Origin of the sequence: Streptomyces sp. NPDC047002 (assembly GCF_040704505.1) — a bacterium.
GTDB lineage: Bacteria > Actinomycetota > Actinomycetes > Streptomycetales > Streptomycetaceae > Streptomyces.
This window is the reverse complement of record NZ_JBEYWC010000012.1, coordinates 146707-168827: the sequence shown is the minus strand read 5'-3', so window position 1 is coordinate 168827 and position 22121 is coordinate 146707. Positions and strand designations below refer to the sequence as shown.

At 75.2% G+C, this 22121-nt stretch carries 23 protein-coding genes; 9 read left to right on the top strand and 14 right to left on the bottom strand.

Annotation, left to right across the window (positions count from 1 at the left end):
• Positions 1–5 precede the first annotated feature (5 nt).
• Both AB0910_RS14570 and AB0910_RS14565 read left to right on the top strand, forming a co-directional pair.
• Positions 6–1310, top strand: a complete 1305-nt coding sequence (locus tag AB0910_RS14570; protein WP_366744935.1) for an alpha/beta fold hydrolase — start codon at positions 6–8, stop codon at positions 1308–1310.
• A 69-nt stretch (positions 1311–1379) separates the two neighbouring features.
• Entirely contained in the window at positions 1380–1508 is a 129-nt protein-coding gene (locus AB0910_RS14565; RefSeq protein ID WP_366744934.1) for a hypothetical protein, read from the top strand.
• A gap of 58 nt (positions 1509–1566) precedes the next feature.
• On the opposite strand, the gene AB0910_RS14560 is transcribed toward AB0910_RS14565, so the two are convergent.
• The 8 genes from AB0910_RS14560 to AB0910_RS14525 form a co-directional block, all read right to left on the bottom strand.
• Positions 1567–3183, bottom strand: coding sequence for a metallophosphoesterase family protein (locus AB0910_RS14560; protein WP_366744933.1), 1617 nt, complete (start codon positions 3181–3183; stop codon positions 1567–1569).
• Positions 3184–3285: 102 nt separating this feature from the next.
• Positions 3286–3768: a hypothetical protein gene (locus tag AB0910_RS14555; protein WP_366744932.1), complete on the bottom strand. Its 483-nt coding sequence runs from the start codon at positions 3766–3768 to the stop codon at positions 3286–3288.
• A 102-nt stretch (positions 3769–3870) separates the two neighbouring features.
• On the bottom strand, positions 3871–4872 hold the full coding sequence (locus AB0910_RS14550) for a proline racemase family protein (RefSeq protein WP_366744931.1): 1002 nt from the start codon (positions 4870–4872) through the stop codon (positions 3871–3873).
• Complete coding sequence (locus tag AB0910_RS14545) at positions 4872–5816, bottom strand: dihydrodipicolinate synthase family protein (protein ID WP_366744930.1); 945 nt, start codon at positions 5814–5816, stop codon at positions 4872–4874. The genes AB0910_RS14550 and AB0910_RS14545 overlap by 1 nt, the downstream gene beginning before the upstream one ends.
• Positions 5817–6078: 262 nt before the next feature.
• Positions 6079–7503 carry an FAD-dependent oxidoreductase gene (locus AB0910_RS14540; RefSeq protein WP_366744929.1) on the bottom strand — a complete coding sequence of 475 codons (1425 nt, stop codon included), beginning with the start codon at positions 7501–7503 and terminating at the stop codon, positions 6079–6081.
• Complete coding sequence (locus AB0910_RS14535) at positions 7500–7838, bottom strand: (2Fe-2S)-binding protein (RefSeq protein ID WP_366744928.1); 339 nt, start codon at positions 7836–7838, stop codon at positions 7500–7502. The genes AB0910_RS14540 and AB0910_RS14535 overlap by 4 nt, the downstream gene beginning before the upstream one ends.
• Positions 7835–9055 carry an FAD-binding oxidoreductase gene (locus tag AB0910_RS14530; protein ID WP_366744927.1) on the bottom strand — a complete coding sequence of 407 codons (1221 nt, stop codon included), beginning with the start codon at positions 9053–9055 and terminating at the stop codon, positions 7835–7837. Before AB0910_RS14530 ends, AB0910_RS14535 begins: the two co-directional genes overlap by 4 nt.
• Before the next feature lie 149 nt (positions 9056–9204).
• A complete protein-coding gene (locus tag AB0910_RS14525; RefSeq protein WP_366744926.1) occupies positions 9205–9801 on the bottom strand; it encodes an XRE family transcriptional regulator in 597 nt (198 codons plus the stop codon).
• A 218-nt stretch (positions 9802–10019) separates the two neighbouring features.
• On the opposite strand from AB0910_RS14525, the gene AB0910_RS14520 reads away from it, so the two are divergent.
• Entirely contained in the window at positions 10020–11099 is a 1080-nt protein-coding gene (locus AB0910_RS14520) for an NAD(+)/NADH kinase (protein WP_366744925.1), read from the top strand.
• A 6-nt stretch (positions 11100–11105) separates the two neighbouring features.
• On the opposite strand, the gene AB0910_RS14515 is transcribed toward AB0910_RS14520, so the two are convergent.
• The 4 genes from AB0910_RS14515 to AB0910_RS14500 form a co-directional block, all read right to left on the bottom strand.
• Positions 11106–11606 carry a DUF4190 domain-containing protein gene (locus tag AB0910_RS14515; RefSeq protein ID WP_366744924.1) on the bottom strand — a complete coding sequence of 167 codons (501 nt, stop codon included), beginning with the start codon at positions 11604–11606 and terminating at the stop codon, positions 11106–11108.
• Positions 11607–11689: 83 nt separating this feature from the next.
• The gene (locus tag AB0910_RS14510; RefSeq protein ID WP_366744923.1) at positions 11690–12694 is read right to left on the bottom strand and encodes a PHP domain-containing protein; all 1005 of its coding nucleotides are present in this window, start codon (positions 12692–12694) and stop codon (positions 11690–11692) included.
• Positions 12695–13043: 349 nt separating this feature from the next.
• Positions 13044–13670, bottom strand: a complete 627-nt coding sequence (locus AB0910_RS14505; protein ID WP_366744922.1) for an LAETG motif-containing sortase-dependent surface protein — start codon at positions 13668–13670, stop codon at positions 13044–13046.
• Between the two features lie 326 nt (positions 13671–13996).
• The gene (locus tag AB0910_RS14500; RefSeq protein WP_366744921.1) at positions 13997–15274 is read right to left on the bottom strand and encodes an aromatic acid exporter family protein; all 1278 of its coding nucleotides are present in this window, start codon (positions 15272–15274) and stop codon (positions 13997–13999) included.
• Positions 15275–15365: 91 nt separating this feature from the next.
• On the opposite strand from AB0910_RS14500, the gene AB0910_RS14495 reads away from it, so the two are divergent.
• Both AB0910_RS14495 and AB0910_RS14490 read left to right on the top strand, forming a co-directional pair.
• The gene (locus tag AB0910_RS14495; RefSeq protein ID WP_366744920.1) at positions 15366–16133 is read left to right on the top strand and encodes a uracil-DNA glycosylase; all 768 of its coding nucleotides are present in this window, start codon (positions 15366–15368) and stop codon (positions 16131–16133) included.
• A 121-nt stretch (positions 16134–16254) separates the two neighbouring features.
• Positions 16255–16467 (top strand): hypothetical protein, encoded by a 213-nt coding sequence (locus AB0910_RS14490; protein ID WP_366744919.1) that lies wholly within the window; start codon positions 16255–16257, stop codon positions 16465–16467.
• 68 nt (positions 16468–16535) lie between these two features.
• On the opposite strand, the gene AB0910_RS14485 is transcribed toward AB0910_RS14490, so the two are convergent.
• Entirely contained in the window at positions 16536–16880 is a 345-nt protein-coding gene (locus tag AB0910_RS14485; protein WP_366744918.1) for a DUF6479 family protein, read from the bottom strand.
• A 168-nt stretch (positions 16881–17048) separates the two neighbouring features.
• Here AB0910_RS14485 and AB0910_RS14480 point away from each other — a divergent pair, with 168 nt between their 5' ends.
• Both AB0910_RS14480 and AB0910_RS14475 read left to right on the top strand, forming a co-directional pair.
• On the top strand, positions 17049–17300 hold the full coding sequence (locus AB0910_RS14480) for a hypothetical protein (protein ID WP_366744917.1): 252 nt from the start codon (positions 17049–17051) through the stop codon (positions 17298–17300).
• A 124-nt stretch (positions 17301–17424) separates the two neighbouring features.
• Positions 17425–18546, top strand: a complete 1122-nt coding sequence (locus AB0910_RS14475) for a cation diffusion facilitator family transporter (protein ID WP_366744916.1) — start codon at positions 17425–17427, stop codon at positions 18544–18546.
• Between the two features lie 54 nt (positions 18547–18600).
• On the opposite strand, the gene AB0910_RS14470 is transcribed toward AB0910_RS14475, so the two are convergent.
• On the bottom strand, positions 18601–19059 hold the full coding sequence (locus AB0910_RS14470) for a nuclear transport factor 2 family protein (RefSeq protein WP_366744915.1): 459 nt from the start codon (positions 19057–19059) through the stop codon (positions 18601–18603).
• Between the two features lie 108 nt (positions 19060–19167).
• Between AB0910_RS14470 and AB0910_RS14465 the strand changes: the two genes are divergently transcribed.
• Together AB0910_RS14465 and AB0910_RS14460 are read left to right on the top strand one after the other, a co-directional pair.
• Positions 19168–19752 carry a TetR/AcrR family transcriptional regulator gene (locus AB0910_RS14465; RefSeq protein ID WP_366744914.1) on the top strand — a complete coding sequence of 195 codons (585 nt, stop codon included), beginning with the start codon at positions 19168–19170 and terminating at the stop codon, positions 19750–19752.
• Positions 19753–19892: 140 nt separating this feature from the next.
• Complete coding sequence (locus tag AB0910_RS14460) at positions 19893–22028, top strand: SpoIIE family protein phosphatase (protein ID WP_366744913.1); 2136 nt, start codon at positions 19893–19895, stop codon at positions 22026–22028.
• Positions 22029–22121 lie beyond the last annotated feature (93 nt).

Genomic DNA, 22121 nt, shown 5'->3' with positions numbered 1-22121 from the left:
CCACGATGATCACAGCCGAATACACACTGCCCGGGATCCACGTGCGGGACCACCTGGTCGACGTGCCACTGGACTGGGGGGACCCGGAAGGCGCCACCCTGAAGGTCTTCGCCAGGGAGCTCGCCGACCCGGAGCGCCGCCACGAGGACCTGCCGTACCTCGCCTACCTGCAGGGCGGCCCCGGCGGCAAGTCGCCGCGTCCCCTGGCCGCGGTCGGCTGGATCGGCGCGGCGCTCAGGACCCACCGGGTCGTCCTGCTCGACCAGCGCGGCACCGGCCGCAGCACGCCGGTCGACGGCGCCGTGATGAGCGCCCTCGGCAGCGGCGAGGCGGGCGCCGCGTACCTCGCGCACTTCCGCGCCGACGCGATCGTCGCCGACGCGGAGCACCTCAGGAAGACGGTCTTCGGCGGACGGCCCTGGACCACGCTCGGGCAGAGCTACGGCGGCTTCCTCACCCTGACCTACCTCTCGCAGGCGCCCGAGGGGCTGCACGCCTGCCTGGTCACCGGCGGCCTCGCGTCCGTCACCCCGAGCGCCGACGCCGTCTACCGGTGCACCTATCCGCGCGTCGAGGCGAAGAACCGCGCCTACCGCGAGCGCTACCCGCACGACACCGGCCTGGTCGCCAGGATCGCCGACCGCCTCGCCGCCGGCGGCGTCACCCTGCCGGACGGCGACGCGCTGACCGTCAGGCGGCTGCAGACCCTCGGCCTCGACTTCGGCATGAAGCCGGGGTACGAGCGGGTGCACTGGCTGCTCGACGAGGCGTTCGCCGAAGGTCCTGGCGGCGAGCGGCTCACGGACACGTTCCTCGCCGGGGTCAGGGACCGTACGGCCTTCGACACCAACCCGCTGTTCGCGGCGCTCCAGGAGTCCATCTACGCCGGCGGCGGGAACGGCCCCACCGGGTGGGCCGCCGAGCGCGAGCGCGCCCTCAGGCCGCAGTTCGGCGAGGACGCGAGGCCGCTGCTCTTCACCGGCGAGATGATGTACCCCTGGATGTTCGAGGAGATCAGGGCGCTGCGGCCGTTCCGCCCCGCCGTCGAGCTGATGGCGGCCCGCGAGGAGTGGCCGGAACTCTACGACCTCGGCAGGCTCGCCGCCAACGACGTGCCGGTGGCCGCCGCGGTCTACTTCGACGACATGTACGTCGACTCGGGGCTCCAGCTGGAGACCGCGGACCGGGTCGGCAACACGCACGCCTGGGTCACCAACGAGTACGAGCACGACGGACTCCACGAGGGCGACCACGTCTTCACCCGTCTGACGGGCCTGCTCAAGGAGAAGGGCGCCTTCACGGCCCGCTGACCGGCCCTCCCGCACCGCGTGCCGGCCCCCGCCACCCGACGGGCGCCGGCACGCGGCGTCGCGCCGCCCGTGGTCACCGAGGGCGCCGAGGGCAGCCGCGACCCGTACGGCGAGTGGACCCGCGCGGCGGCGCCCGCCGCCGACGCGAAGGCCGCAGCGGGGCTCGGCGGGGCCCTGCGCGCCGTGCAGGCCCGCTGAACACACCGGCGGCCGCCGGAATTTCCCTCCTCCCGGCGGCCGCGGCGCCGTGCGCGGCTCAGCGGTGGCCGTGGCCGTCCGACCGCTTGCGGTGCAGGGTGAACCGCTCGAACACCGACAGCTCGCCGCCCGGCTTGTTCACGTTGTAGTACGTCACGTGCATCGTGGTGGTGTCACCCGGGTGGCGTCCCGGGTCGACGGTGAACGCCGCGAACCCGTAGGGGTGTTCGACGTCCCTGCTGCCCATCCAGACGGCCTGCTCCCGCACGTAGGTGGGTGCCCGCTTGCCGTCGGGCCCCGCCGTCGCCGACACCGCGGTCAGCACCTTGGCCGTGCCGTCCTTGAAGAACGACTGGTTCGTGGTGCCGGACACACCGCCACCGCCCAGCACCATGTGCACCGTGCCCTGGGAGGTGTCGATCGAGTCGGTGCGGTGCGACGCCGGGTTCGGCGTCAGCGTCTCGCTGCCCGCGACCACCCCGCGCACCGCGAGCGACCTCTCGTAGTTGTGCTCGTGGCCGCAGACCACCAGGTCGACCCCGTACGTGTCGAACAGCGGCCCGTACGCCTGCCGCAGCCCGAGGTCGGCACCGTTGGCGTCGGAGGAGCTGATCATCACCTGGTGCATCGCGACGACGACCCAGTCGATGTCACGTGACGCCCTGGCCTTCTTCAACTCGGCTTCGAGGAAGGCGAGCTGGCGTCCGCCCGAATAGCCGTGCACATACACGTCGCCGCCGTCCTGGAGGGCCAGGTCGTCGTTCTGGAGCACGATGACGCGGACCGCGCCCGCCGTGAACGCGTACCAGAGGTTCTTCAGCTCCGGGTCGGTCTCCCGCGACGGCAGGTCGAAGTACGTCTGGTAGGCGCCGAGTCCGATGGGGCCGTTGGCCGCCTCGATCTCGTGGTTGCCCGCCGCGGGCATCCACGGCCTGAACCGCGCGGAACGGGTGTTGTTGGTGAAGAAGTTGTTCCAGGTGCGGACCCGGTCCACGTCCAGGTTCGCATAGCACAGGTCGCCGTTGAGCAGGTGGAACAGCGGCGCGACCTGCTCGATGCCGGTGACGATGTCCTTCGTGGCGGGCGTCGAGTTGGCGTCGAGCGCCACCGTGCCGTCCGCCGCCCAGGTCACCTGCGGCGCCGACTGGTCGCCGAAGCTGGTGAACGTCAGCGGCGCCCGGCCGCGCGGCGCGGTCCTGAACATGCCGCTGTCGGGGGCCGCGCCGTCGTGCGAGACCAGGTACACGTAGTCGGTGCCGGGGGAGAGCCGCGCCAGCTCCGCGTGGTGCACGTACACCGTCCGGCCGGACCTGCCGTCCCGGTAGGTGCGCGTCACGGCGGCGGCGCTCGACCCGAGGCCGTGGTCGAGCGTCCCGTACAGCACCCGCGGCCGCTTGACCGCGCCGTCCGTCAGCCACGACACGGTCATCTGCGTGCTCGGGTCGGCGCCGAAGGTCAGGTGCAGGCCCTGCACGGGACAGGCGCCGCCGGAGTCGGGCGACGGGTGGAAGGCGGGGGCCGCGTGCTGCGGGGCGGCGGCCGCGGGTGCGGACCCCAGCAGCGGTACGGCGGCGGCGCCCGCGCCCGCCGTGCCGAACAGGCCGATCGCGTGGCGGCGGGACAGCCCCCCGCCTTGCGCCTCGTCCCGCGGCTCCACACCGTTCGCTGTGTCCATGTTCGTCCCCTCCCGGGTGTGCGGTGAACGCACGAACACTGGCGCACCGCCGCGACCACCCGGTGAACGGGACCTTGCCGCGGCGCGTCGGCCCCCGCCCGGTCAGCGCCCGTTGTCCGGCAGCACCTCGACCGCGGCGAGGGTGGCACGGCCCCGCCATTCGAGCGCGGCGGCCTCGGAGTGCGCGGCGAAGTCCACGGGCCACCCGCCGTCCGGCAGCTGCGCCCGTGCGAGCCGGTCCAGGTCGTCCGAGACCGCACGCGGATCGAGCAGGGCCCGCAGCGGGCGCCCGGGCCCTGGCGCGTGGCGGACGGCGCCTCCTCCATCCCGCCGATGGCGTCGAAGCAGTACCGGGTCGCGGCCGCGAGCCACGGATGGCGCCGCACCCCCTCGCCCCCACCGGGCGGCGCGGTGCGCCAAGCCGGGGGCGAGCCGTAGTCCCCAGGTCGCCTCGCCCGGCCGGGTCCGCACCACCGCGCTGCGGGTGTCGGCGCCCGCGACGACCAGGCGGCCCGGGAACCACATCAGGTCCAGCACACCGTCGGAGGCGACGCGGTGCTCCGTCCCGACGGTGTCGCGCGCCACAGCAGCGCGCCCGGCAGGGCGCCCCGCCGTGCCGCGTGACCCGCCCCGCCGCCCTCCCCGGTCTCCGAAGGGGCACCGTGGGCCCCGGGCCCGCTCCGGCGCCTACAGCACGAAGCCGTGCGGGAACGGGTCGTCCGGGTCGAGCAGATACGTGGCCGTGCCGGTGATCCACGCGCGCCCGGAGAACTCGGGGACCACCGCGCGCACCCCTGCGACCTCCGTCTCGGCCAGCAGGCGCCCGGTGAACCGGGTGCCGATGAACGACTCGTTGACGAACTCCGCGCCGAGCGGCAGCTCGCCGCGCGCGTGCAGCTGCGCCATCCGCGCCGACGTGCCCGTGCCGCAGGGCGACCGGTCGAACCAGCCGGGCTGGATCGCCATCGCGTTGCGCGAGTGCCGCGCGTCGGACCCGGGGGCCAGGAACTGCACGTGCTTGCAGCCCCTGATCGCCGGGTCCGCCGGATGCACCGGCGCGCTGCGGGCGTTGACCGCGTCGGAGATCGCGAGCCCGGCCGCCAGGATCTCGTCCTTGCGCGCCCGGTCGAACGGCAGCCCGATCGACGCCAGGTCGACCACGGCGTAGAAGTTCCCGCCGTACGCCATGTCGTAGCGGACCTGCCCGAGCCCGGGCACGTCCACCTCGGCGTCGAGTTCGAGCGCGAAGGCGTCCACGTTGCGCAGGGTGACGCGCTCCGCGACGCCGTCGCGCACGGCGACCCTCGCCTCCACGAGCCCCGCGGGCGTGTCGAGCCGTACGACGGTCTCCGGCTCGGTGACCGGCACCATGCCGGTCTCCACCAGGACCGTCGCCACCCCGATCGTGCCGTGCCCGCACATCGGCAGGAAGCCGCTCACCTCGACGTACAGCACGCCCCAGTCGGCGTCCTCGCGCAGCGGAGGCTGGAGCAGGGCACCGCTCATCGCCGAGTGCCCGCGCGGCTCGTCCACCAGGAACCGCCGCAGCTCGTCCAGGTGCTCGATGGCGTACAGGCGCCGCTCCGCCATGGTGGCGCCGGGGACCGGCGGCACACCGCCGGTGACGACCCGGGTGGGCATGCCCTCGGTGTGCGAGTCGACGGCGCTCAGCGCGCGGACGCTGCGCATCAGGCCTGCTGTCCTTCGGCGCCGAGCGCGGCCAGCGCGTCGATGGCGCGCCGCATGTCGGCGGTGACCTGCTCGCGGAAGGCGGGCACCAGCGGGCCGCGCGGCGGGCGGCAGGGGCCGCCGAACCTGCCCACCATCTCCATGCCCAGCTTGATGGCCTGGACGAACTCCGTGCGCGAGTCCCAGCGGAACGCGGCGACCAGCGGCTCGTACAGGGCCCGCGCCTCCTCCAGCTTCCCGGCGCGCGCCAGCTCGAACAGCCGCGCCGACTCGGCGGGGAAGACGTTCGGGAAGCCGGCGAACCAGCCGGTCGCGCCCATCAGCAGGCTTTCGAGTACGACGTCGTCGGCGCCGCTGATCACGTCGAGCCCCGGCGCCTGCTCCTTGATCTCCAGCACGCGCCGCACGTCGCCCGAGAACTCCTTGACGGCCCGTACGTTGTCGATCTGCGCGATCTCCTTGAGGAGCGCGGGCGTCAGGTCGACCTTGGTGTCGAAGGGGTTGTTGTACACCATCACCGGCAGGCCCACCGCTGCGACGGCCTCGAAGTGCGCGACGACCTCGCCCTCGTTGGCGCGGTACATGGTGGGCGGCAGGCACAGCACGCCGTCGGCGCCGTCCTCGGCCGCCGCCTCGGCCCAGCGCGCCGCGAGGTGCGAACCGACGCCGTGCACACCGACGATGACCTTGCCGCGCCCGGCGACGGCCTCGATCGCCGTACGGGCCACGGCGCGGCGCTCCTCGTCGGTGAGCGACGAGTACTCGCCGAGCGAGCCGTTGGGGCCGACGCCGTCACAGCCGCTGTCGACGAGCCAGGCGCAGTGCTCGGCGTACCGGTCGAGGTCGACCGCGAGCCCGGCGGGCGCCGACGGGTCCTCGCGGTAGGGGAGGGCGGTGGCGACGACAACGCCGCCCAGGACGCTGTCGGTTGACGTGGTGGCCATGGCGGGAACTCCTTCGGGAAGGCGGACGACACAGGACGGCACAGGGGGATGGCGGACGGGACAGAGGAGGACGGACAGAGGAGGACGGACAGAGGAGGACGGACGGAGGGGGAGGGGCGGCGGAGTCAGGGGGCAGGGGACTGGGGCACAGTGCGGTGCTCGGGCGGGCCGCGTCAGGCGCACGCGGCGCGGCAGGCGCGGGGATGTCGGCCGCGGTGCGCGGCCGCCCGCGGATCCCGGCGCGCGGGCCGCGCGGCCGGGGTCACGGCGCGGCCTCCCTTGCGGGGGCGGCGAGTTCGCCGAGCCGTACGGGTTCGGCGAGCGGCCTGCGGTGCGGGGCCGCAGGGTCGGCGTCGGGGGCGCCGAGCCGGGCGCGCAGCTCGGCGACCGTCACCCCGCACATCCGGCCCTGGCAGGGGCCGAGCCCCGCCCGGGTGCCCAGCCTGGCCACGCGCGCCTCGGTGGTCGCCGGGTGCGTCGCGGCGGCCCGCAGCGCCGCGTAGTCGGTCTCCTCGCACCGGCACACGACGGTGTCGTCGCGCAGCCAGCCGGGCCACTCGCCGCCCACCGGGTGCGCCGCCGCAAGCCGGGCCGCGAACGCGCGGCCCTGGTCGCGTGCGCGGCGCAGCGCGGCGAGCGGCCGGGCGGCCGGGTCGCCGCCCGCCGCGTGCCAGCCCGCGACGGCGCCCTCGGCGCGTGCGGCCGGCGCGCCCGCGACACCGGTCACCTCGCCCGCCGCGTACACGCCGGGACTCGTGGTGCGCTGCGCCCCGTCGACCGTCGCGAACACCTCGGCGGGGGTGCGGCCGCGCACCGTGCACCCCGCGGCGACCAGCAGTTCCAGGCGCGGAGTGAACCCGTGGCCGACGCACACCGCGTCGACCGCCGTCACCCGCTCGCTGCCCGGCACGACCGACCAGTCGTCCCGCACCCGCGCGCTCACGACCTCCTCGACCCGGCCGTCGCCGCGCGCCTCGACCACCGCCCTGCCCAGCAGATACGGCACCCGGGCCCGCGCCAAGGCAGCCGTGTACGCGACCAGTTCACCGGTCTTGCCGGTCTGCGCGGCCAGCTCCCACGGCCTGCGCAGCCAGCCGCGCGCCGCCGGGCCGCCCCTGCGGGCCTCCAGCACCTCGGCGACCCGCGCGCCCGCCTGGAGCAGCGAGACGGCGACCGGCAGCAGGAAGGGGCCGGTCCCCGCGACCGCGACCCGCTCGCCGACCGCGACCCGCTCGCCCTTGGCGAGGGCCTGCGCGGCGCCCGCCGTGAAGACCCCGGGCAACTCCCAGCCGGGGAAGGGCAGTACGCGGTCGTGGGCGCCGGGTGCCAGGACCAGCGCGTCCGGGGCGAGGACACTCCTGCGGCGGGGCGCACCGCCGATGACGTGCAGCAGCGGCGCCGCCTCGGGGTCCTCGCGCTCGACGGCCCACACCGTGGTGCCCGCGAGCCAGACACACCGCTGATGGCCGAGCACCCGGTGCGCACGGCGTCGGAAGGCGTCCCAACCGTGGTGCAGCACCTCGGGGTTGGACGCCTCGTACGCCTCGGGCAGCATCCGGTGGTACTGGCCGCCCGGCTGCTCGGCCGAGTCCACCAGCGTGACCCGGGCGCCCGCGGCGAGCGCCGCGTCGGCCGCCGCGAGCCCGGCGGGTCCTGCCCCCACGACCACCACATGGCGACGGCTCACGGCCCCTCCTTCTTCCGTGCGCCGGGCGCGCCCGGCGCCTGCCGCGACTGCGTGACCACCGCGTCGCCGTCGCACGCCCGGCGCCCGCAGGCCCGCACGTCGCGCTCGCCGTTGACGGTGACGAGGCAGTCGAAGCACACTCCGATCCCGCAGAACACACCGCGCGGCGCGCCGGAAGGACCGGCCCGCCAGGAGCGCCGCCCCGCGGCAAGCAGCACACCCGCGATGGTCTGGCCTGCGACACCCGGCACGGCCTGCCCGTCGACGGTCACCGTCAACGGCCGCTCGGTGCGGCGCACCGGGTCGGACCCGGCGGGTACGAGCCTGCCGCTCATGCTTCCTCCTCGGCGCGGCCCCCGGCCTGCGCGCTCTCGTGCGGTGCGTCCGCGGAGGCCACCGTGCCGAGCACGGCCGGGCGGTCCACCCGGAACGGTGCCGCTTCGACCTCGGGCTTCTCGCCCGCGAGCAGCGCGCGCACCAGCCGCGCCGTGGCCACGGAGAGGCCGATGCCCGCGCCCTCGTGGCCGCCCGCGTGCCACAGCCCCGCGAGCCGCGGGTCGGGGCCGATCACCGGCAGATGGTCGGGGACGTACGGGCGGAAGCCGCCGTACGCGCGCATCACCGGCACCCCGGCGAGCGAGGGGAACAGCTTCAGCGCCTTCGCCGCGATCGCGGAGAGCACCTCGGGCCTGGTCCGCGCGTCGAAGCCGACGCGGCGGCGCGACGAGCCGAGCAGCACACTGCCGGCGAGGGTCGCCTCCACCACCGCGGAGGTCTGCAGGTCGCCTGCGCCGCTGCCGACCGCGCCCACGTAGTCGGCGTCGTACACCTTGTGGAACACCGTCGGCGGCAGCGGCGCCGTCACCAGCACCTCGCCGCGCCGCGGCCTGATGTCGACGGGCGCGCCGAGCCTGGCGGCCAGCTCGCCCGCCCACGGGCCGCCCGCGTTGACGAAGACGTCGGCCTCCAGCGTGCCGTGCGTCGTGCGCACGCCGGTGAGACGGCCGCCGCGCTCCACACCGCCGAGCACCTCGCGGCCGGTGCGCAGGGCCGCACCGGCCGCGAGGGCGCCTGAGAGGAGGGCCGTGGCCGCGCCCGCCGGCTGCACCTGGGCGTCCTCCGGATAGGAGACGGCGGCCGTGTGGTCGCGGGTGACATACGGTTCCGCGGCGCGCAGCGCGTCCGCGTCGAGCGGCTCGGCGCGCACCCCCGCGGCGCGCTGGGCCTCGGCGAACGGCACGAGCCCCGCGGCCCCCGCATCGGTGGTGGCGACCACGATCCCGCCCTTGGGCTGCCACTCGGCCTGCTCCGCCGCGTCCCCGAGGGAGGCGAGCACCTCGGGCCACAGCCGTCTCGACCAGCGGGCGAGCTCAAGCTCGGGGCCGGGGCCCTTGTCGGAGACCAGGATGTTGCCCTCGCCGTGCGACGTGGTCGCGGCGGCGGCGCCCCCGCGGTCGACCACCAGCACGTCGAACCCCGCGAGGGACAGCTCGCGTGCGCAGGCGGAACCGACGATGCCGGCGCCGAGGATCACCACGCGCGTTCGGTCCACCCGTCCTCCTCGTTCTGTAAAGCGAACGACATGAGACTAGGTCGCCCACCGGGGGGTGTCAACGGTCGCCCGCCCGTCGCCCGTACGGGCGATCTGGCGTGCGCGCCCGCCCCGGCCGCGGCCCCGCCCTGCGGGCCGCCGCGCCCGCCTCAGTGCGGCGCGTTGCGCGGGTCCTGCGCCTCCCGCAGCCCCGAGGGGTAGTGCAGCAGCAGCACCGAGCGCACCGGCCCTTCCGGCGCCGCGTAGCAGTGCGGCAGCGAGGCGTCGAAGGACACGTAGTCGCCGGGACCGAGCTCCACCCGGTGCCCGTCCACCTCGACCGCCAGGGTGCCGCTCTGCACCACCGTGTGCTCGGTCCCCGCGTGCCCCAGCGATGGCTGGCGCGCCTTCTCGCGTACCTGCTGGTCGTAGAGCTCCATGATCACGCCGCCGGTCTCGATCCGCTGGAGCGGGCGCAGGTCCACACCCTCCCCGCTGAGCACGTCGGCCTCGGCGGCGCGCACCACCGTGACCGTGTCGGCGTGGCGCGTGTCCAGCAGGTCGGAGATGGGCATCTCCAGCGCGCGCGACAGGCTGAAGACCGTCTCGATCGTCGGATTGCCGGTCGCGGACTCCAGCTGGGAGAGCGTCGCCTTGCCGATCTTCGACAGCCGGGACAGCTCCGAGAGCGACAGGCCGCGGCGCGTGCGCTCCCGCCGCAGATTGGCGGCCAGGACATCCCTGACGGAACTGTTGGCGGGCTTCACTCGGTACTCCTAGAGCGGTCGGGCGCGTTCGCTTCAGCGTACGGGCGGCGGAAAAGTCCCGTTCGGCATAGTGAACGAACGCCGGGGTGGCGCGACACGTGCCTGGGCTCGGAGTGTAAGGGCCCTCGCCGTACCGCCTGCCCCCGGCCCGGTGAGGGGGCAGAGTGGGAGGGCGGCACCCGCCAGGAGACACCCACTCTCGCCAGGGGAGCGCACGGATGACGGTGAAGCGGATGGGGCTCGTGGTCCACCACGGCCGCAGGGAGGCGGCCGAGGTCGCGGCGGCCGTCCACACCTGGGGCGCCCTGCACGGCGTGCAGTGCACCGAGATCGACGTGTGGGACCGGGACAGGCCCCGGCACGGGGAGAAGGCCGAGCAGGCCGCCGCCGGCCACCCCGACCTCGTCGTCACCCTGGGCGGCGACGGCACCTTCCTGCGCGGCGCCAGGATCGCGGCGAAGGGTGAGGCGGCCGTCCTCGGCGTCGACCTCGGCACGGTCGGCTTCCTCACGGAGGTGCCCGCGGAGGACGCGGTGCCCGCGCTCGACGCCGTCGACCAGGGCCGCGCCATCGTCGAGCGCCGGATGACGCTCGCCCTGCGCGCCTCGCGGCCGCTGCGCATCCCCTCCCGCATGGAGGCGTTCCTGCGCTACGGGCGCGCTCCCGCGCTCCCGCCGCCCGACGTGCGCGAGGACGCGGGTGGCATCGACGACTGGGGCGTCGCCCTCGACACCATGGCGCTCAACGACATCGTGCTGGAGAAGCTCGCCCGCGACCGCCAGGTCAGCATCGGCGTCTACCTCGCGGGCCGGCTGTTCGCCTCGTACTCCGCCGACGGCGTCATCGTCGCGACCCCGACCGGCTCCACGGCCTACAGCTTCGCCGCCGGCGGGCCCGTGCTCTCGCCGCACATGGACGCCGTGGTGTTCACGCCCGTCGCCCCGCACATGAGCTTCGACCGCACGGTCGTCGCCGCCCCCGACGAGCCGGTGGCGCTGCGGGTCCTGCCGCACTCGGGCGCCGCCGCCCTCAGCATCGACGGCCAGCTGCGCGGCGTGCTCGACCCGGGCGACTGGATCGCCGTGTACGCGGGCCGCTACCGGCTGCCGCTGATCCGGCTCGCGCCCGTCGACTTCTACCAGCGGCTGCGCCACCGCTTCCGCATCGAGGACGCCCCGGCCACTGACGTCGACGCGCGGGTCGCCCCGCTGGCGAGGCCGCCGGGCCCCGTGCCCGACGACCTCGCCCACCTGCGCCTGCCGCCGGAGAGCGCGCGGCGCGAGGGCACGGGGGGCTGAGCCGGCTCAGTTGCCGGTGGTGCGGTGCGAGAAGTCGTCGGCGCACTGGCGCCGGTCGGCGGTGCTGTGCGCGTGCTTGACGCAGTCGCTGTAGCTCTTGAAACTGTCGGAGTTCAGAAAGGAGACGCCGAGCGCGAGGATCAGGCCGCCCGCGATCAGCCCGAGCGCGCCGAGGACCACGCCGGTGATCGCCATGCCGCGCCGGGGCGCGCCGTCCCTGCGGGCCCTGCGCGAGCCCAGGGCGCCGAGCACGATCGCGACGAGCCCGAGCACGATGCCGCCGAAGACCGTCCAGAACAGCACGATCGCGGCGATGCCGAGCACCAGCGCCGCCACCGCGAGGCCGTTGCCGCGCGCGGGCCGCGCCGGCTCGGCGTACGGCGGCGCCGCGGGCGCCCCGTACGCGCCGCCGGAGGCGTCCCCCGGGCCCCACTGGCCCGGTCGGCCGGGGCCGCCCTGCGGGTCGGACGGGTCCCGGGACTCGGAAGGACCGGACGGTGACGTCATCGGGCACCACTCGCTTTCGCGTCGGACTAACGGTCGTCGCTGCGAGTCTGCCCCCGGACACCGGCCGCAGTCCGCCCGTGCGTTCAGTGCGCCCAGGCGAGCAGCTCGCCCACCGGCCAGGTGTTCACGACGCGTTCTGCGGGCACCCCGCACTCCTCGGCACGCGCGCAGCCGAAGCCCTGCCAGTCGAGCTGGCCCGGCGCGTGCGCGTCGGTGTCGACGGCGAACAGGGTGCCCGCCGCGAGCGCGGCGCGCAGCAGCCGCAGCGGCGGATCGAGGCGCTCCGGACGGCAGTTGATCTCGACGGCGGTGCCGGACTCGGCGCACGCGGCGAACACCGCGTCCGCGTCGAACTCCGACTCGGGCCGCCCGCGCCCCGACAGCAGCCGCCCGGTGCAGTGGCCGAGCACGTCGGTGTGCGGGTCGCGCACGGCGGCGACCATGCGGCGCGTCATGGCCGCGCGGTCCATCCGCAGCTTCGAGTGGACCGAGGCCACCACCACGTCGAGCCGCGCGAGGAGTTCGGGGTCCTGGTCGAGTGTGCCGTCGTCCAGGATGTCGCACTCGATCCCCGTCAGCAGCCGGAACGGCGCCCATCGCGCGTTGAGTCCGGCGACGGCGTCGAGCTGCTCCCGCAGCCGCTGCGCGGAGAGCCCGCTGGCCACCGTGAGTCTGGGGGAGTGGTCGGTGAGCACCGCCCACTCGTGGCCGAGGGCGATCGCCGTACGGCCCATCGCCTCGATCGGGCTGCCGCCGTCCGACCAGTCGGAGTGCAGATGGCAGTCGCCGCGCAGCGCCGCGCGCAGCCGCCGGCCGCCGGCCGGCCGCCGGTCCGCGCCCTCGGTCTCCAGCCGGGCCAGATAGCCGGGCACCGCGCCGTTTGCCGCCTCCCGCACCACCTCGGCGGTGCGCGGCCCGACACCCGTGAGGCGCGTCAGCGTGCCCGCCGCGAGCCTGCGCGCGAGCTCGCCCTCCGGGAGCGCGGACACCACCGACGACGCGGTGCGGAAGGCCCGCACCCGGTACGTCTCCGCGCCCGAGCGCTCCAGCAGGAACGCGATCCTGTCGAGTGCGGCCACCGGGTCCATGGACGCCATTGTGGGCGCGGCGCCCGGGGCCCGCACCCGGCGGCGCGCCCCACGGCCCTGTCCGGACGTGCGAGGGCCCCGCGGCGCGCACGCCGCGGGGCCCTCGTGTGCCCTGCCTGTCCCGATGAGCCGCCGCGTCCCCCGCCGCGCCGCTCCGTACCGTGCGAAGCAGCCGGGGTGCCCCGGGAGGGGGCGCCCGGCCGCTTCCTGCCTGTGGCCGCGGTCCGGCGGTCCTGCCGCCGCCGGGTCCCGGCGGCGGAAGACCCGGCCGTTGACCGGTGCGGCCGGTGGAGCGGGGCAGTCCCGGCCATCGCTGACCGGTCGCGCGGCGCCGCCCACCGGGGAGGCGTCAGTGCTGGGCGGCCCTGCGCCTGCGCGAGGCCCACATGATGCCCGCGCCGGCGAGCACGACGACCACGGCGCCACCGGCGATGATCGGCGTGGAGCTGGACGAACCGGTCTCCGCGAGGTTGTCGCCCGACGGGCTCGGCGCGGCGGCCGGGACGGCCGGAGCCGAGGAGGACGCGGGGGCGGACGGCGACGCGGGGGCGGAGCTCGCCGGGGCCGACGGCGAGGCCGGCGCGCTGGACGGCGGCGTCGACGGCGGGGTCGAGTGGCCCGGGCACACCGGAGCCGTCTCGGTCTGGTCGACGTCGTACTGCTTGCCGTCGCCCGCCGTCACCACGAGGCGCACGGCAAGCGGCGAGCTGTGGTCGGGCAGCTTGATGTCCTTGTGGAACACGCTGCCGAAGACCTGGTCGACGTCGAGCGACGCGTTGCCCTCGACCGTGACCTTCACGTGGTTGGTGACGCCGCCGTTGTAGGCGGACAGGTCGACCGACGCACTGGTGCAGTCGACCACGAGATGCGGCGTGTGCGCGGACGCAGAGCCGGCCGCGAGGCCCACGCTCAGCACGCCCGCAGCCGCGACCGATATCAGGGCACCGGGGCGCCTGAGCGATCCGAAACGAGTCACAGATTTCCTCCGCGTAATGACTGCGCCGCCGACGGTGGCGGTCGCGCGCGCACAGTACCGCCCTCCCCACGCGCGCCTTCAATCCCGGTGGCCCGCCGGGCCCCTGACGCACCGGATGTCCCGGCTTGAGCAGGGCGGAAACGGCCTCGGACCCCGCCCGCCAGGGGTGAAATGAACCGAACTCTCCCTCGTCAGGCGTCGTTTGTCACAACTAAACGATAGGTGAGTAAAGGATGAGTCAAGGGTCTCGGTGGCGGCCTGGACGGCCCCCGCGGACGGGGGACGGGCCGCCTGGACGCCCCGCGAGCCACTCGGCCGACACACCGTCAGAAGCCGCCGCGCCCGCTGCTCCCGGACCGCTCGCGGCGCCCCGCGCGGCGCCCCTCCCACCCGTCGCGGGCCCGCCGCGCCGACCGCCTCGCCCGGGATCGCGCCTCGGTCAGCCGTGGATAGCGCTCGCGCTGCTCGCGCGCCGACCTGTCCAGCTCCTCCATCAGCCGCTGCGACCGGTTCTCCAGGTCGAGCTCGTCGAGGATCCGGTCCAGCTCCGCGAGCAGCGCCCCGTACAACTGCCACTGGCGCGGGTGCTCCTGGACCACCGAGAGCAGCAACTGCGCCGCGTGTTCGCGCTCCTGGCGCGCCTGCGCGAGGTCCTCGGCGAGCCGGGTCTCCGCACGCTCCGCGCTCACGCTCACCGACGACGTCACCAGCACGGCGAAGCTGACGATGGCGTCCGCGACCCGGGCGATCGCGTTCTCCAGCGCGGCGCCGGTCTCCGCGGGGAACAGCGGCTCGTCCGTGCGCTCGCGCGCCAGGTCCGTCAGCGACCTGGCGAGCACCCGCACCACCACCGCGCAGATCTCCAGCGTGTCCAGGCCGGTGCGCAGCACCACCCGGTGCAGCAGCCCCTCCCGTACGCGCGGATTGAGCCGCAGGCTCTCCTCCGCCTGCCGCAGCTCCGCGTCCACGTCGGTGATCTCCTGGTCGATGCGGCGCGCCTCGTGCAGCCTGGCCGCTGCCGTCTCCACCGTCGTACGGTCCGTCAGCCCGTCGCTGACCCGCAGCAGCAGCTGCCGCATCCGGCGCGCGAGGCCCTCGATGGACTCGCCCGCCGTCTCCACCCACACCGGCGGGATGAACAGGAAGTTGAACAGCAGGCCCACGCCTGCGCCGATCAGTGTGTCGAGCACCCGCGTCCACGCCGTCGACTCCACCTGTACCTGGGTCACACCGAGGACGAGCATGGCGCTGATCGCCACCTCGACGACGAAGTCGCCGGCCCGCACCAGCCGCCCCACGATCAGCGCGAGCAGGATGATCGACGCCAGGCTCCACCAGGCGAGGCCCACCAGGGAGCTGAAGCCCACGGCCACCAGCACGCCCGTCACCACGGCGTTGACCCGGGTCAGGCTGAGCCTGATGGTCGAGTACAGCGTCACCTGCGTCACCAGCAGCGCGGTCAGCGGCGCCGTCAGCGGCGCGGCCTCCTTGGACAGCCGCTCCGCCACGACGAACGAGATGGTCGCCGCCGCCGTCGACCGCAGGATCTGCACGGCCACCGGCTGCCTGCGCAGCTTCAGCAGGCGCGCGAACGCGGCCCTCATACTCTCCCGGACGTCGGACACCTCACGTCCCTTCCCTCTCGTGTGCCTCCCGGAACGGCGGGGTCCGCCCGCCTCGGGTACCGTCACCCGAATGCGAGCCCCGGACGACCCCGCCTACCCCCGTGCCGCGGCTCCCGCCGCCGCCACCGTGGCGGACCTGGACGCCCGTGTGCCCCGCTGCGCCGCCTGTCCTCGGCTGGTCGCGTGGCGCGAGGAGAAGGCCCGCGACGACCTGCCCGCCCACCGCGGCCAGGAGTACTGGGCGCGCCCCGTGCCCGGCTTCGGTCCGCCCGACGCCCCCCTGCTGATCGTGGGCCTCGCCCCGGCCGCGCACGGCGCCAACCGCACGGGCCGCATGTTCACAGGCGACCGCTCGGGCGACGTCCTCTTCGCCGCGCTGCACGACCTCGGGCTCGCCTCGCACCCCGACCCGGTGGCCGCCGGCGACGGCCTCACCCTGCGCGGGGTGCGCATGAGCTCGCCCGTGCGGTGCGCGCCGCCGCAGAACCGCCCCACGCCGGGCGAGCGCGACACCTGCCGCCCCTGGCTGGCCAGGGAGCTCGAACTCCTCGCGCCCGCCCTGCGCTCCGTCGTCGTCCTCGGCGCGTTCGGCTGGCAGGCGCTGCTGCCGGTGCTCGCCGCGGCGGGCTGGGCCGTGCCCCGGCCGCGGCCCGCCTTCGGCCACGGCGTACGGATCGCCCTGGACGGGCCCCCGGGCGGTCGGCCACTCGACGTCTTCGGCTGCTACCACGTGAGCCAGCGCAATGTCTTCACCGGCCGCCTCACCCCTGCCATGCTGCGCGAGGTACTCGCAGAGGCCGCCCGCGCCGCCGGCCTCGGGCCGACCGGCCCCCGGTAGGGCCCCGTGCCGAGCGCAGCGGCGCGACCTGGGCATTCAGCGGCTCGCTGTGGGTACCCGACCCGGACGTGACGCCGAGCGCGCCCGGACAGGGCGCGCGGAACCGGGGGGACCCGTGGACATGCCCGAGGCCGGGCGCGATACCGGCACCGAGGGAGCACTCACCACACTCACACTGTCGGCCCTGGTGGGCGCGCTGGTGGCCGCCGTGGTGAGCGGCGCCGTCCTGCGCCGCCGCGCGACCCGGCCGAGGAGAGCCCGCACCAGGCCCCCCGCGCTCCGCGCCGAGCGGGACACCCGGCTGCGGACCGCACGCCACCACGCGGGATCCTGAGGCCCCCGGGCGCACCGGGCCGGTGCGGCCGTACGGCCGGCGCCGTACGGCCGCACCCTGCGGCAGGGTCAGGCCAGGGGCGGCGGCCCCTGAGGCCGCTCGCCGTGCTCGTCGCGCGGTTTGACCTCCTCGCCGTGGCCGCCGAGCTCGTGCGGGAGGAGCCGTCCGCCGTCCTCGGGGAAGGTCTCGTTGGAGTCGGCCGAGCCCTCCACATGGCTCGGGCGCTCCGGCCTGCGCGGGTGGTCGTCGGGCCCCGGGTGGCGGTTGAACTCGGACCTGCGGCGGAACCCCAGCCAGAAGCCGCCGACCAGGATGACCACCACGACCAGTCCGATCACGAACGCCCAGACGCCTGCCGAATTGCCCGCGGCGAGCACGATGTCCTGCGCGTGAAGTGTGTGCGGTGCGTTCATGGCAGCCGGGTACCCGGTCGGCGCCGGATGATGACCATGGCTCGGCCGCGAGCGGCGATTTCTTCACCCGGCCGAGCGAAAAGCGCGCTGGGGGCGTGTTTGCACCCCGTCCGCCGAGGCACTCGAAGGAAGCCGGAACCGCCCGCCGAACCAGGAAGGGGCTGGGCCATGGGTCTCATACCCATGCTGTGCGGCGTTCTCTTCCCTCCCGCGATGCTCGGAGTCGTCGTCGCGATGGGACGCTTCGAGGACGCGATGATGCGCGACCCCAAGAACCGTCCGCCCCGCCCCGCCCGCGCGGCGCGAGCCGCCGCAGCCGTCGGCGAAGGCCCGGTGCCACCGCGGGCCCCGTGGTACCGCAGGACCCTGCCGTACGCCCCGCACCGCGCCCTGGCCACCGCCGCCCGCCGCACCCGCTGACCGGCGTTTGCCCACCGGGGGCGGGGGCACGCGGTCGCCGTGCGCGCCCGGCCGCCGGCCGGACCCTCGCGTACGGCCGGGCGGCGACGGCCCCGGACACGGCGGGGCGGAGACGGGGTGGGCGATGGAGCACCAGGGGACCGAGGCCGCGGAGACGCGCCACCGCGCACCGGCGGACGAGGACACGACCGCCCCCGCCGACAGCGGCGACGGCACACCGGACGACGCCGCCGGAGAAGGAGAAGGAGCCGCACCGGGCGGCAAGGCGACCGGGGACGCGCACGACGCGGACGGCGGGCGCGGGAGCGCCGCCGGGGCCGAGGGCGGCGGCCACGAGGAGGCGGACGGGTCGACGCGGGTCACGGTGCTTGTGGCGCTCGCGGCCAACCTCGTCATCGCCGTCGCCAAGGCGGTCGGCGGCCTGCTCTCCGGTTCCCCCGCGCTGCTCTCCGAGGCGGCGCACTCCGTCGCCGACTCGCTCAACGAGATCTTCCTCCTGGCCTCGCTGCGGCGCAGCCGCAAGGCGCCCGACGGGGACCACCCCTTCGGCTACGGCAAGGAGCGCTACTTCTGGGCGCTCCTCGCCGCGGTCGGCATCTTCGTGATGGGCGGCTGCTTCTCCTTCTTCCAGGGCTTCGAGGCCCTCGGGTCCGACGAGAACGAGGGCTCAACCGGCTATCTCGTCGGCCTGATCGTGCTCGCCGTCGCGCTGCTCGCCGAGGGCACCTCGCTCGCCAGGGCGCTGCTCCAGTTGCGCGCGGCCAAGAAGGGTGCGGCCGAGGACCCCACGCTGCGCACGGTGCTCGCCGAGGACTCCACCGCCGTGCTCGGTGTCCTCCTCGCGATGGCGGGCATGGTCCTGCACTGGGTCACCGGCGAGATCGTGTGGGAGGCGAGCGCCTCCTTCGCGATCGGGGCCCTCCTCGTCTACATCGCCTACCGGCTCGGCTCCGAGGCCCGCGCCCAGCTCATCGGCGAGGCCGTCGACGAGGAGACGCGCCACCGCATCAGGAGCCTGATCGAGGACCAGGCGGAGATCGACAACGTCGCCGCCCTGCTCACCATGAAGCTCGGCCTCGACTCCGCGCTGGTGGCGGCCCGCGTCGACCTCGTGCCCGGCATGGACAGCGAGCGGGTCGAGCTGGTCTGCGAGCGCATCAAGAGCAGCATCAGCAGCACCTGGCCCGAGGCCGACCAGGTGTTCCTGGACATCACCGAGGCCCCGGCGGGTGGCGGGCGCGGCTGAGTCCCGGCACGCGCCGCCGCACCCGGCCGACGGGGAGCGGCGGCGCCCCCGCGGCTACCTGACGGGGAAGGGCACCCCGCGCTCCGCCTCGGGCCGCGGCCCGTGGATGCGCCGCTCGGACTCCTCGATGCGCACGTCGTTGATGCTGGCCTCCCTGCGCGTCATCAGTCCCTGCTCGTCGAAGTCCCACAGCTCGTTGCCGTACGAGCGCCACCAGCGGCCCTCGGCGTCGCGGCACTCGTACTGGAAGCGCACCGCGATGCGGTTGCCGGTGTACGTCCACAGCTCCTTGCGCAGGGCGTAGTCACGCTCGCGGTTCCACTTGTCCGTGAGCAGCGCCACGATCGCCTCGCGGCCCGTGACGAACCGGTCGCGATTGCGCCACACCGAGTCCTCCGTGTACGCGAGCGACACCTTCTCGGGATCGCGGGTGTTCCAGGCGTCCTCCGCGGCCTGGACCTTCTGCCGCGCGGTCTCCTCGGTGAACGGGGGGAGCGGGGGTCGGGGACTCATAGGGCACACACCTTCCGACATGCGGAGAACGTACGTTCTCCGCTCCGCTGATACGGTAGAGACCCACCGGACGCCCGGTCAAGCGCGAACGAGGAGTGGGACGGCACCATGGATGGCACGACCGCCCGGCAGCAGGCGCTGGACGCGGCGGAGCGGCTGTTCTACGGGCGCGGGATCCAGACCGTGGGCATGGACGAGATACGGACCGCGTCCGGCGTCTCGCTCAAGCGGCTCTACCAGCTCTTCCCGGCCAAGGACCAGCTCGTCCAGGCGTATCTGGAGCGGCGCGACGTGGCCTGGCGCCGCAGGCTCGCCGACCGCGTGGACCGCGAGAGCGACCCCGTCGAGCGCGTCCTCGCCGTCTTCGACCACCTCGGCGCCTGGTTCCGCGAGCCCGACTTCCGCGGCTGCGCCTGGATCAACTCCTACGGGGAGCTCGGCGCGACGAGCGAGGGCGTCGCCGCCCTCGCGCGGGCCCACAAGGCGGCCTTCCGCGCCTATCTCGTACGGCTGGCCGACGCCGCAGGCCTGCCGGGCGGCCTCGCCGACCACCTGCTGCTGCTCGCCGAGGGCGCCATGGTCACCGCAGCCATCTTCGGCACGCCGGAACCGGCGGCGCAGGCCCGCTCGGCGGCGGCCCTGCTCGTCGCGGCGCACACGGGCTCCGCGGTCTCCGCCGGCGAACGGGTCTGACCCCCGCACTTCCGAGCCGTCCGCCCCTCCCGGTCCCGGGCCGCCTGCCGCAGTATGGAACGCGGGGGCATTCACGTACGAACAGGGATGAAAGGGGCGGCGCAGCGGCCGCCCGCACACCGGGTGACGGGACGCAGGTGATGGCCGTAACGACGGGAGAGCAGACGGCAGGGGCCACGCGGCTCGCCGAGGCGGCGACGGCGGTGGTCGACGACGGGGGCACCGTGATCGCCTGGACGGCGACGGCACGCGAGCTGCTCGGCCACCGCGCGCCCGACGTGGTCGGCCGCCCGGTCACGGCGCTGGTCGCCGGCGCGACAGAGGGCGGCGGGGGAGCCGGCTGGATGCGGGCCTGGCGCACCAGGGCCAGGGCGCGCGAGCCCTGGTCCGGCCGGCTCGACCTGCGCCGCAAGGACGGCTCCGTACTGCGCGGCGCCGTCGAGGCCGTGCCGCTCACCGGCGAGGGCCGCACCGACTGGCTGGTCTGCGCGCGCGACCCCTCGGGCGCCTCGGCCTGGCCGCCCGCCCGCTCCCCGGTCTCGGTGGCGCTCCTCGCCCGCGCCCCGGTCGGCCTGTCGATATGGGACACCGACCTGCGGTGCATCTGGCTGAACGGCACAGCCGAGCGGCAGGACGGATTCCTGCGCAGAGGACGCCTCGGCCGCCTGATGACCGAGGTGCAGCCGGGAGCCGCGGGGGAGGCGATCGCCGAGGCGATGCGCCAGGTGCTCAGGACCGGTGAGCCGGTGATCGAGCGCGAGTACACCTGGCGGGTGCCCGGCGAGTCGGAGGACCGCGTGCTGTCCGCCTCGTACTTCCGCCTCGACGGCGCCGACGGGCGGCCCATCGGCATCTGCAACATGGCGACCGACATCGGCAAGTCGCTCGCCCGCCAGCACCTCCTCACCCTCGGCCGGGTGAGCGGCAGCATCGGCACCACGCTCGACGTGCCCAGGACGGCCCAGGAGCTCGCCGACGCCGCCGTGCCACTGCTCGCCGACTACGTCACCGTCGACCTCGGCGACACCGTGCCGCTCGGGGACGAGCCGCTGAAGCGGCTGCCGTCCTCCGAGGCGAGCATCCCCGTCTTCCGCAGGGCCGGGGTCGCCTCGGTGCACGAGGGCACGCCCGAGTCCATCTGGCGAATCGGCGAGGCGGTGTTCGTCCCGCCCTCGTCCCCGTTCACCCAGGCCCTGATGACCGGCAGGACCCACTACGAGCCGGTCCTCGACACCTCCCTCGACACCTGGTTCGCCCGGGACCCGCAGCGCGCCAGAGTGGCGGCCGCGACGGGCATGCACTCGCTGATCATCGTGCCGCTCAAGGCGCGCGGCGCGGTCCTCGGCGTCGCCGTCTTCGTGCGCTCGGAGAACCGCAACCCGTTCTCCAGGGACGACCAGCTCCTGATCGAGGAACTGGTCGGGCGAGCCGCGCTCAGCCTCGACAACGCCCGCCGCTACACGCGGGAGCGCGAGGCGGCCGTCGCGCTCCAGCGCAATCTGCTGCCGCGCGCCCTGTACGGAGGCCCCGGGGTCGAGCTCGCCTCGCGCTACCTGCCCGCAGACATCCACGAGGGCGTCGGCGGCGACTGGTTCGACGTGCTCCCCCTGCCGGACGCCCGCGTCGGTCTGATGATCGGCGACGTGGTGGGCCACGGCATCAACGCGGCAGCCCTCATGGGGCAGCTGCGCACCGTCATGGGCACCCTGGCCGACCTCGACCTGCCCCCGGCCGAACTCCTCGCGCGCCTGGACCGGCGCGTCCTGCAGATGTCGGGCGAGCGCGACCTGGCGGGCGGGCCCGGCCCCGTCATGAGCTGTACCTGCGCCTACGCGGTGTACGACCCGGTCTCCCGGCGCTGCCGGCTGGCGTCGGCCGGGCACCCGCCGCCCGCCATCAGGTCCCCGGGAGGCGAGGTGGCCTTCGCCGACGTGCCGACCGGGCCGCCCATCGGCCTGGGCACCGCCGCGTACGAGTCGGTCACCGTCGAGCTGGGCGAGGACAGCGTGGTCGCGCTCTACACGGACGGGCTGATCGAGACCCGCACCGCGGACATCGACGCGGGGCTCGACCGGCTCGCCGCGGCGCTCTCCTGGCCCGCACCCACCCTCCAGGCGCTGTGCTCGCACGTCACGGACACCCTCACGCCCCGCAGGGCGCGCGGGGCGCCGCCGGGCCCCGGCGGGCGGCGCTCGGCCGAGGACGACGTCGCGCTCCTGCTCGCCGGCACCCGCGTCATGAGCCCACGCGAGGCCGCGGGCGCCGACCGGCCCTGAACCCACCCCGCCGCGGGATTCCGCCGGGAGATCACCGGGGGCATGCTGGTCGCGCGCGGCCGCCCCGCGCACCGGGCCGCCAGGTCCGCGTGA

Coding starts and splice junctions, on each gene's coding strand:
- AB0910_RS14570 (WP_366744935.1), top strand. CDS start 6: ATGATCACAGCCGAATACACACTGCCCGGGATCCACGTGCGGGACCAC.
- AB0910_RS14545 (WP_366744930.1), bottom strand. CDS start 5,816: ATGGCCACCACGTCAACCGACAGCGTCCTGGGCGGCGTTGTCGTCGCC.
- AB0910_RS14550 (WP_366744931.1), bottom strand. CDS start 4,872: ATGCGCAGCGTCCGCGCGCTGAGCGCCGTCGACTCGCACACCGAGGGC.
- AB0910_RS14520 (WP_366744925.1), top strand. CDS start 10,020: ATGACGGTGAAGCGGATGGGGCTCGTGGTCCACCACGGCCGCAGGGAG.
- AB0910_RS14490 (WP_366744919.1), top strand. CDS start 16,255: ATGCCCGAGGCCGGGCGCGATACCGGCACCGAGGGAGCACTCACCACA.
- AB0910_RS14510 (WP_366744923.1), bottom strand. CDS start 12,694: ATGGACCCGGTGGCCGCACTCGACAGGATCGCGTTCCTGCTGGAGCGC.
- AB0910_RS14515 (WP_366744924.1), bottom strand. CDS start 11,606: ATGACGTCACCGTCCGGTCCTTCCGAGTCCCGGGACCCGTCCGACCCG.
- AB0910_RS14500 (WP_366744921.1), bottom strand. CDS start 15,274: ATGAGGGCCGCGTTCGCGCGCCTGCTGAAGCTGCGCAGGCAGCCGGTG.
- AB0910_RS14460 (WP_366744913.1), top strand. CDS start 19,893: ATGGCCGTAACGACGGGAGAGCAGACGGCAGGGGCCACGCGGCTCGCC.
- AB0910_RS14480 (WP_366744917.1), top strand. CDS start 17,049: ATGGGTCTCATACCCATGCTGTGCGGCGTTCTCTTCCCTCCCGCGATG.
- AB0910_RS14535 (WP_366744928.1), bottom strand. CDS start 7,838: ATGAGCGGCAGGCTCGTACCCGCCGGGTCCGACCCGGTGCGCCGCACC.
- AB0910_RS14470 (WP_366744915.1), bottom strand. CDS start 19,059: ATGAGTCCCCGACCCCCGCTCCCCCCGTTCACCGAGGAGACCGCGCGG.
- AB0910_RS14485 (WP_366744918.1), bottom strand. CDS start 16,880: ATGAACGCACCGCACACACTTCACGCGCAGGACATCGTGCTCGCCGCG.
- AB0910_RS14475 (WP_366744916.1), top strand. CDS start 17,425: ATGGAGCACCAGGGGACCGAGGCCGCGGAGACGCGCCACCGCGCACCG.
- AB0910_RS14495 (WP_366744920.1), top strand. CDS start 15,366: ATGCGAGCCCCGGACGACCCCGCCTACCCCCGTGCCGCGGCTCCCGCC.
- AB0910_RS14465 (WP_366744914.1), top strand. CDS start 19,168: ATGGATGGCACGACCGCCCGGCAGCAGGCGCTGGACGCGGCGGAGCGG.
- AB0910_RS14560 (WP_366744933.1), bottom strand. CDS start 3,183: ATGGACACAGCGAACGGTGTGGAGCCGCGGGACGAGGCGCAAGGCGGG.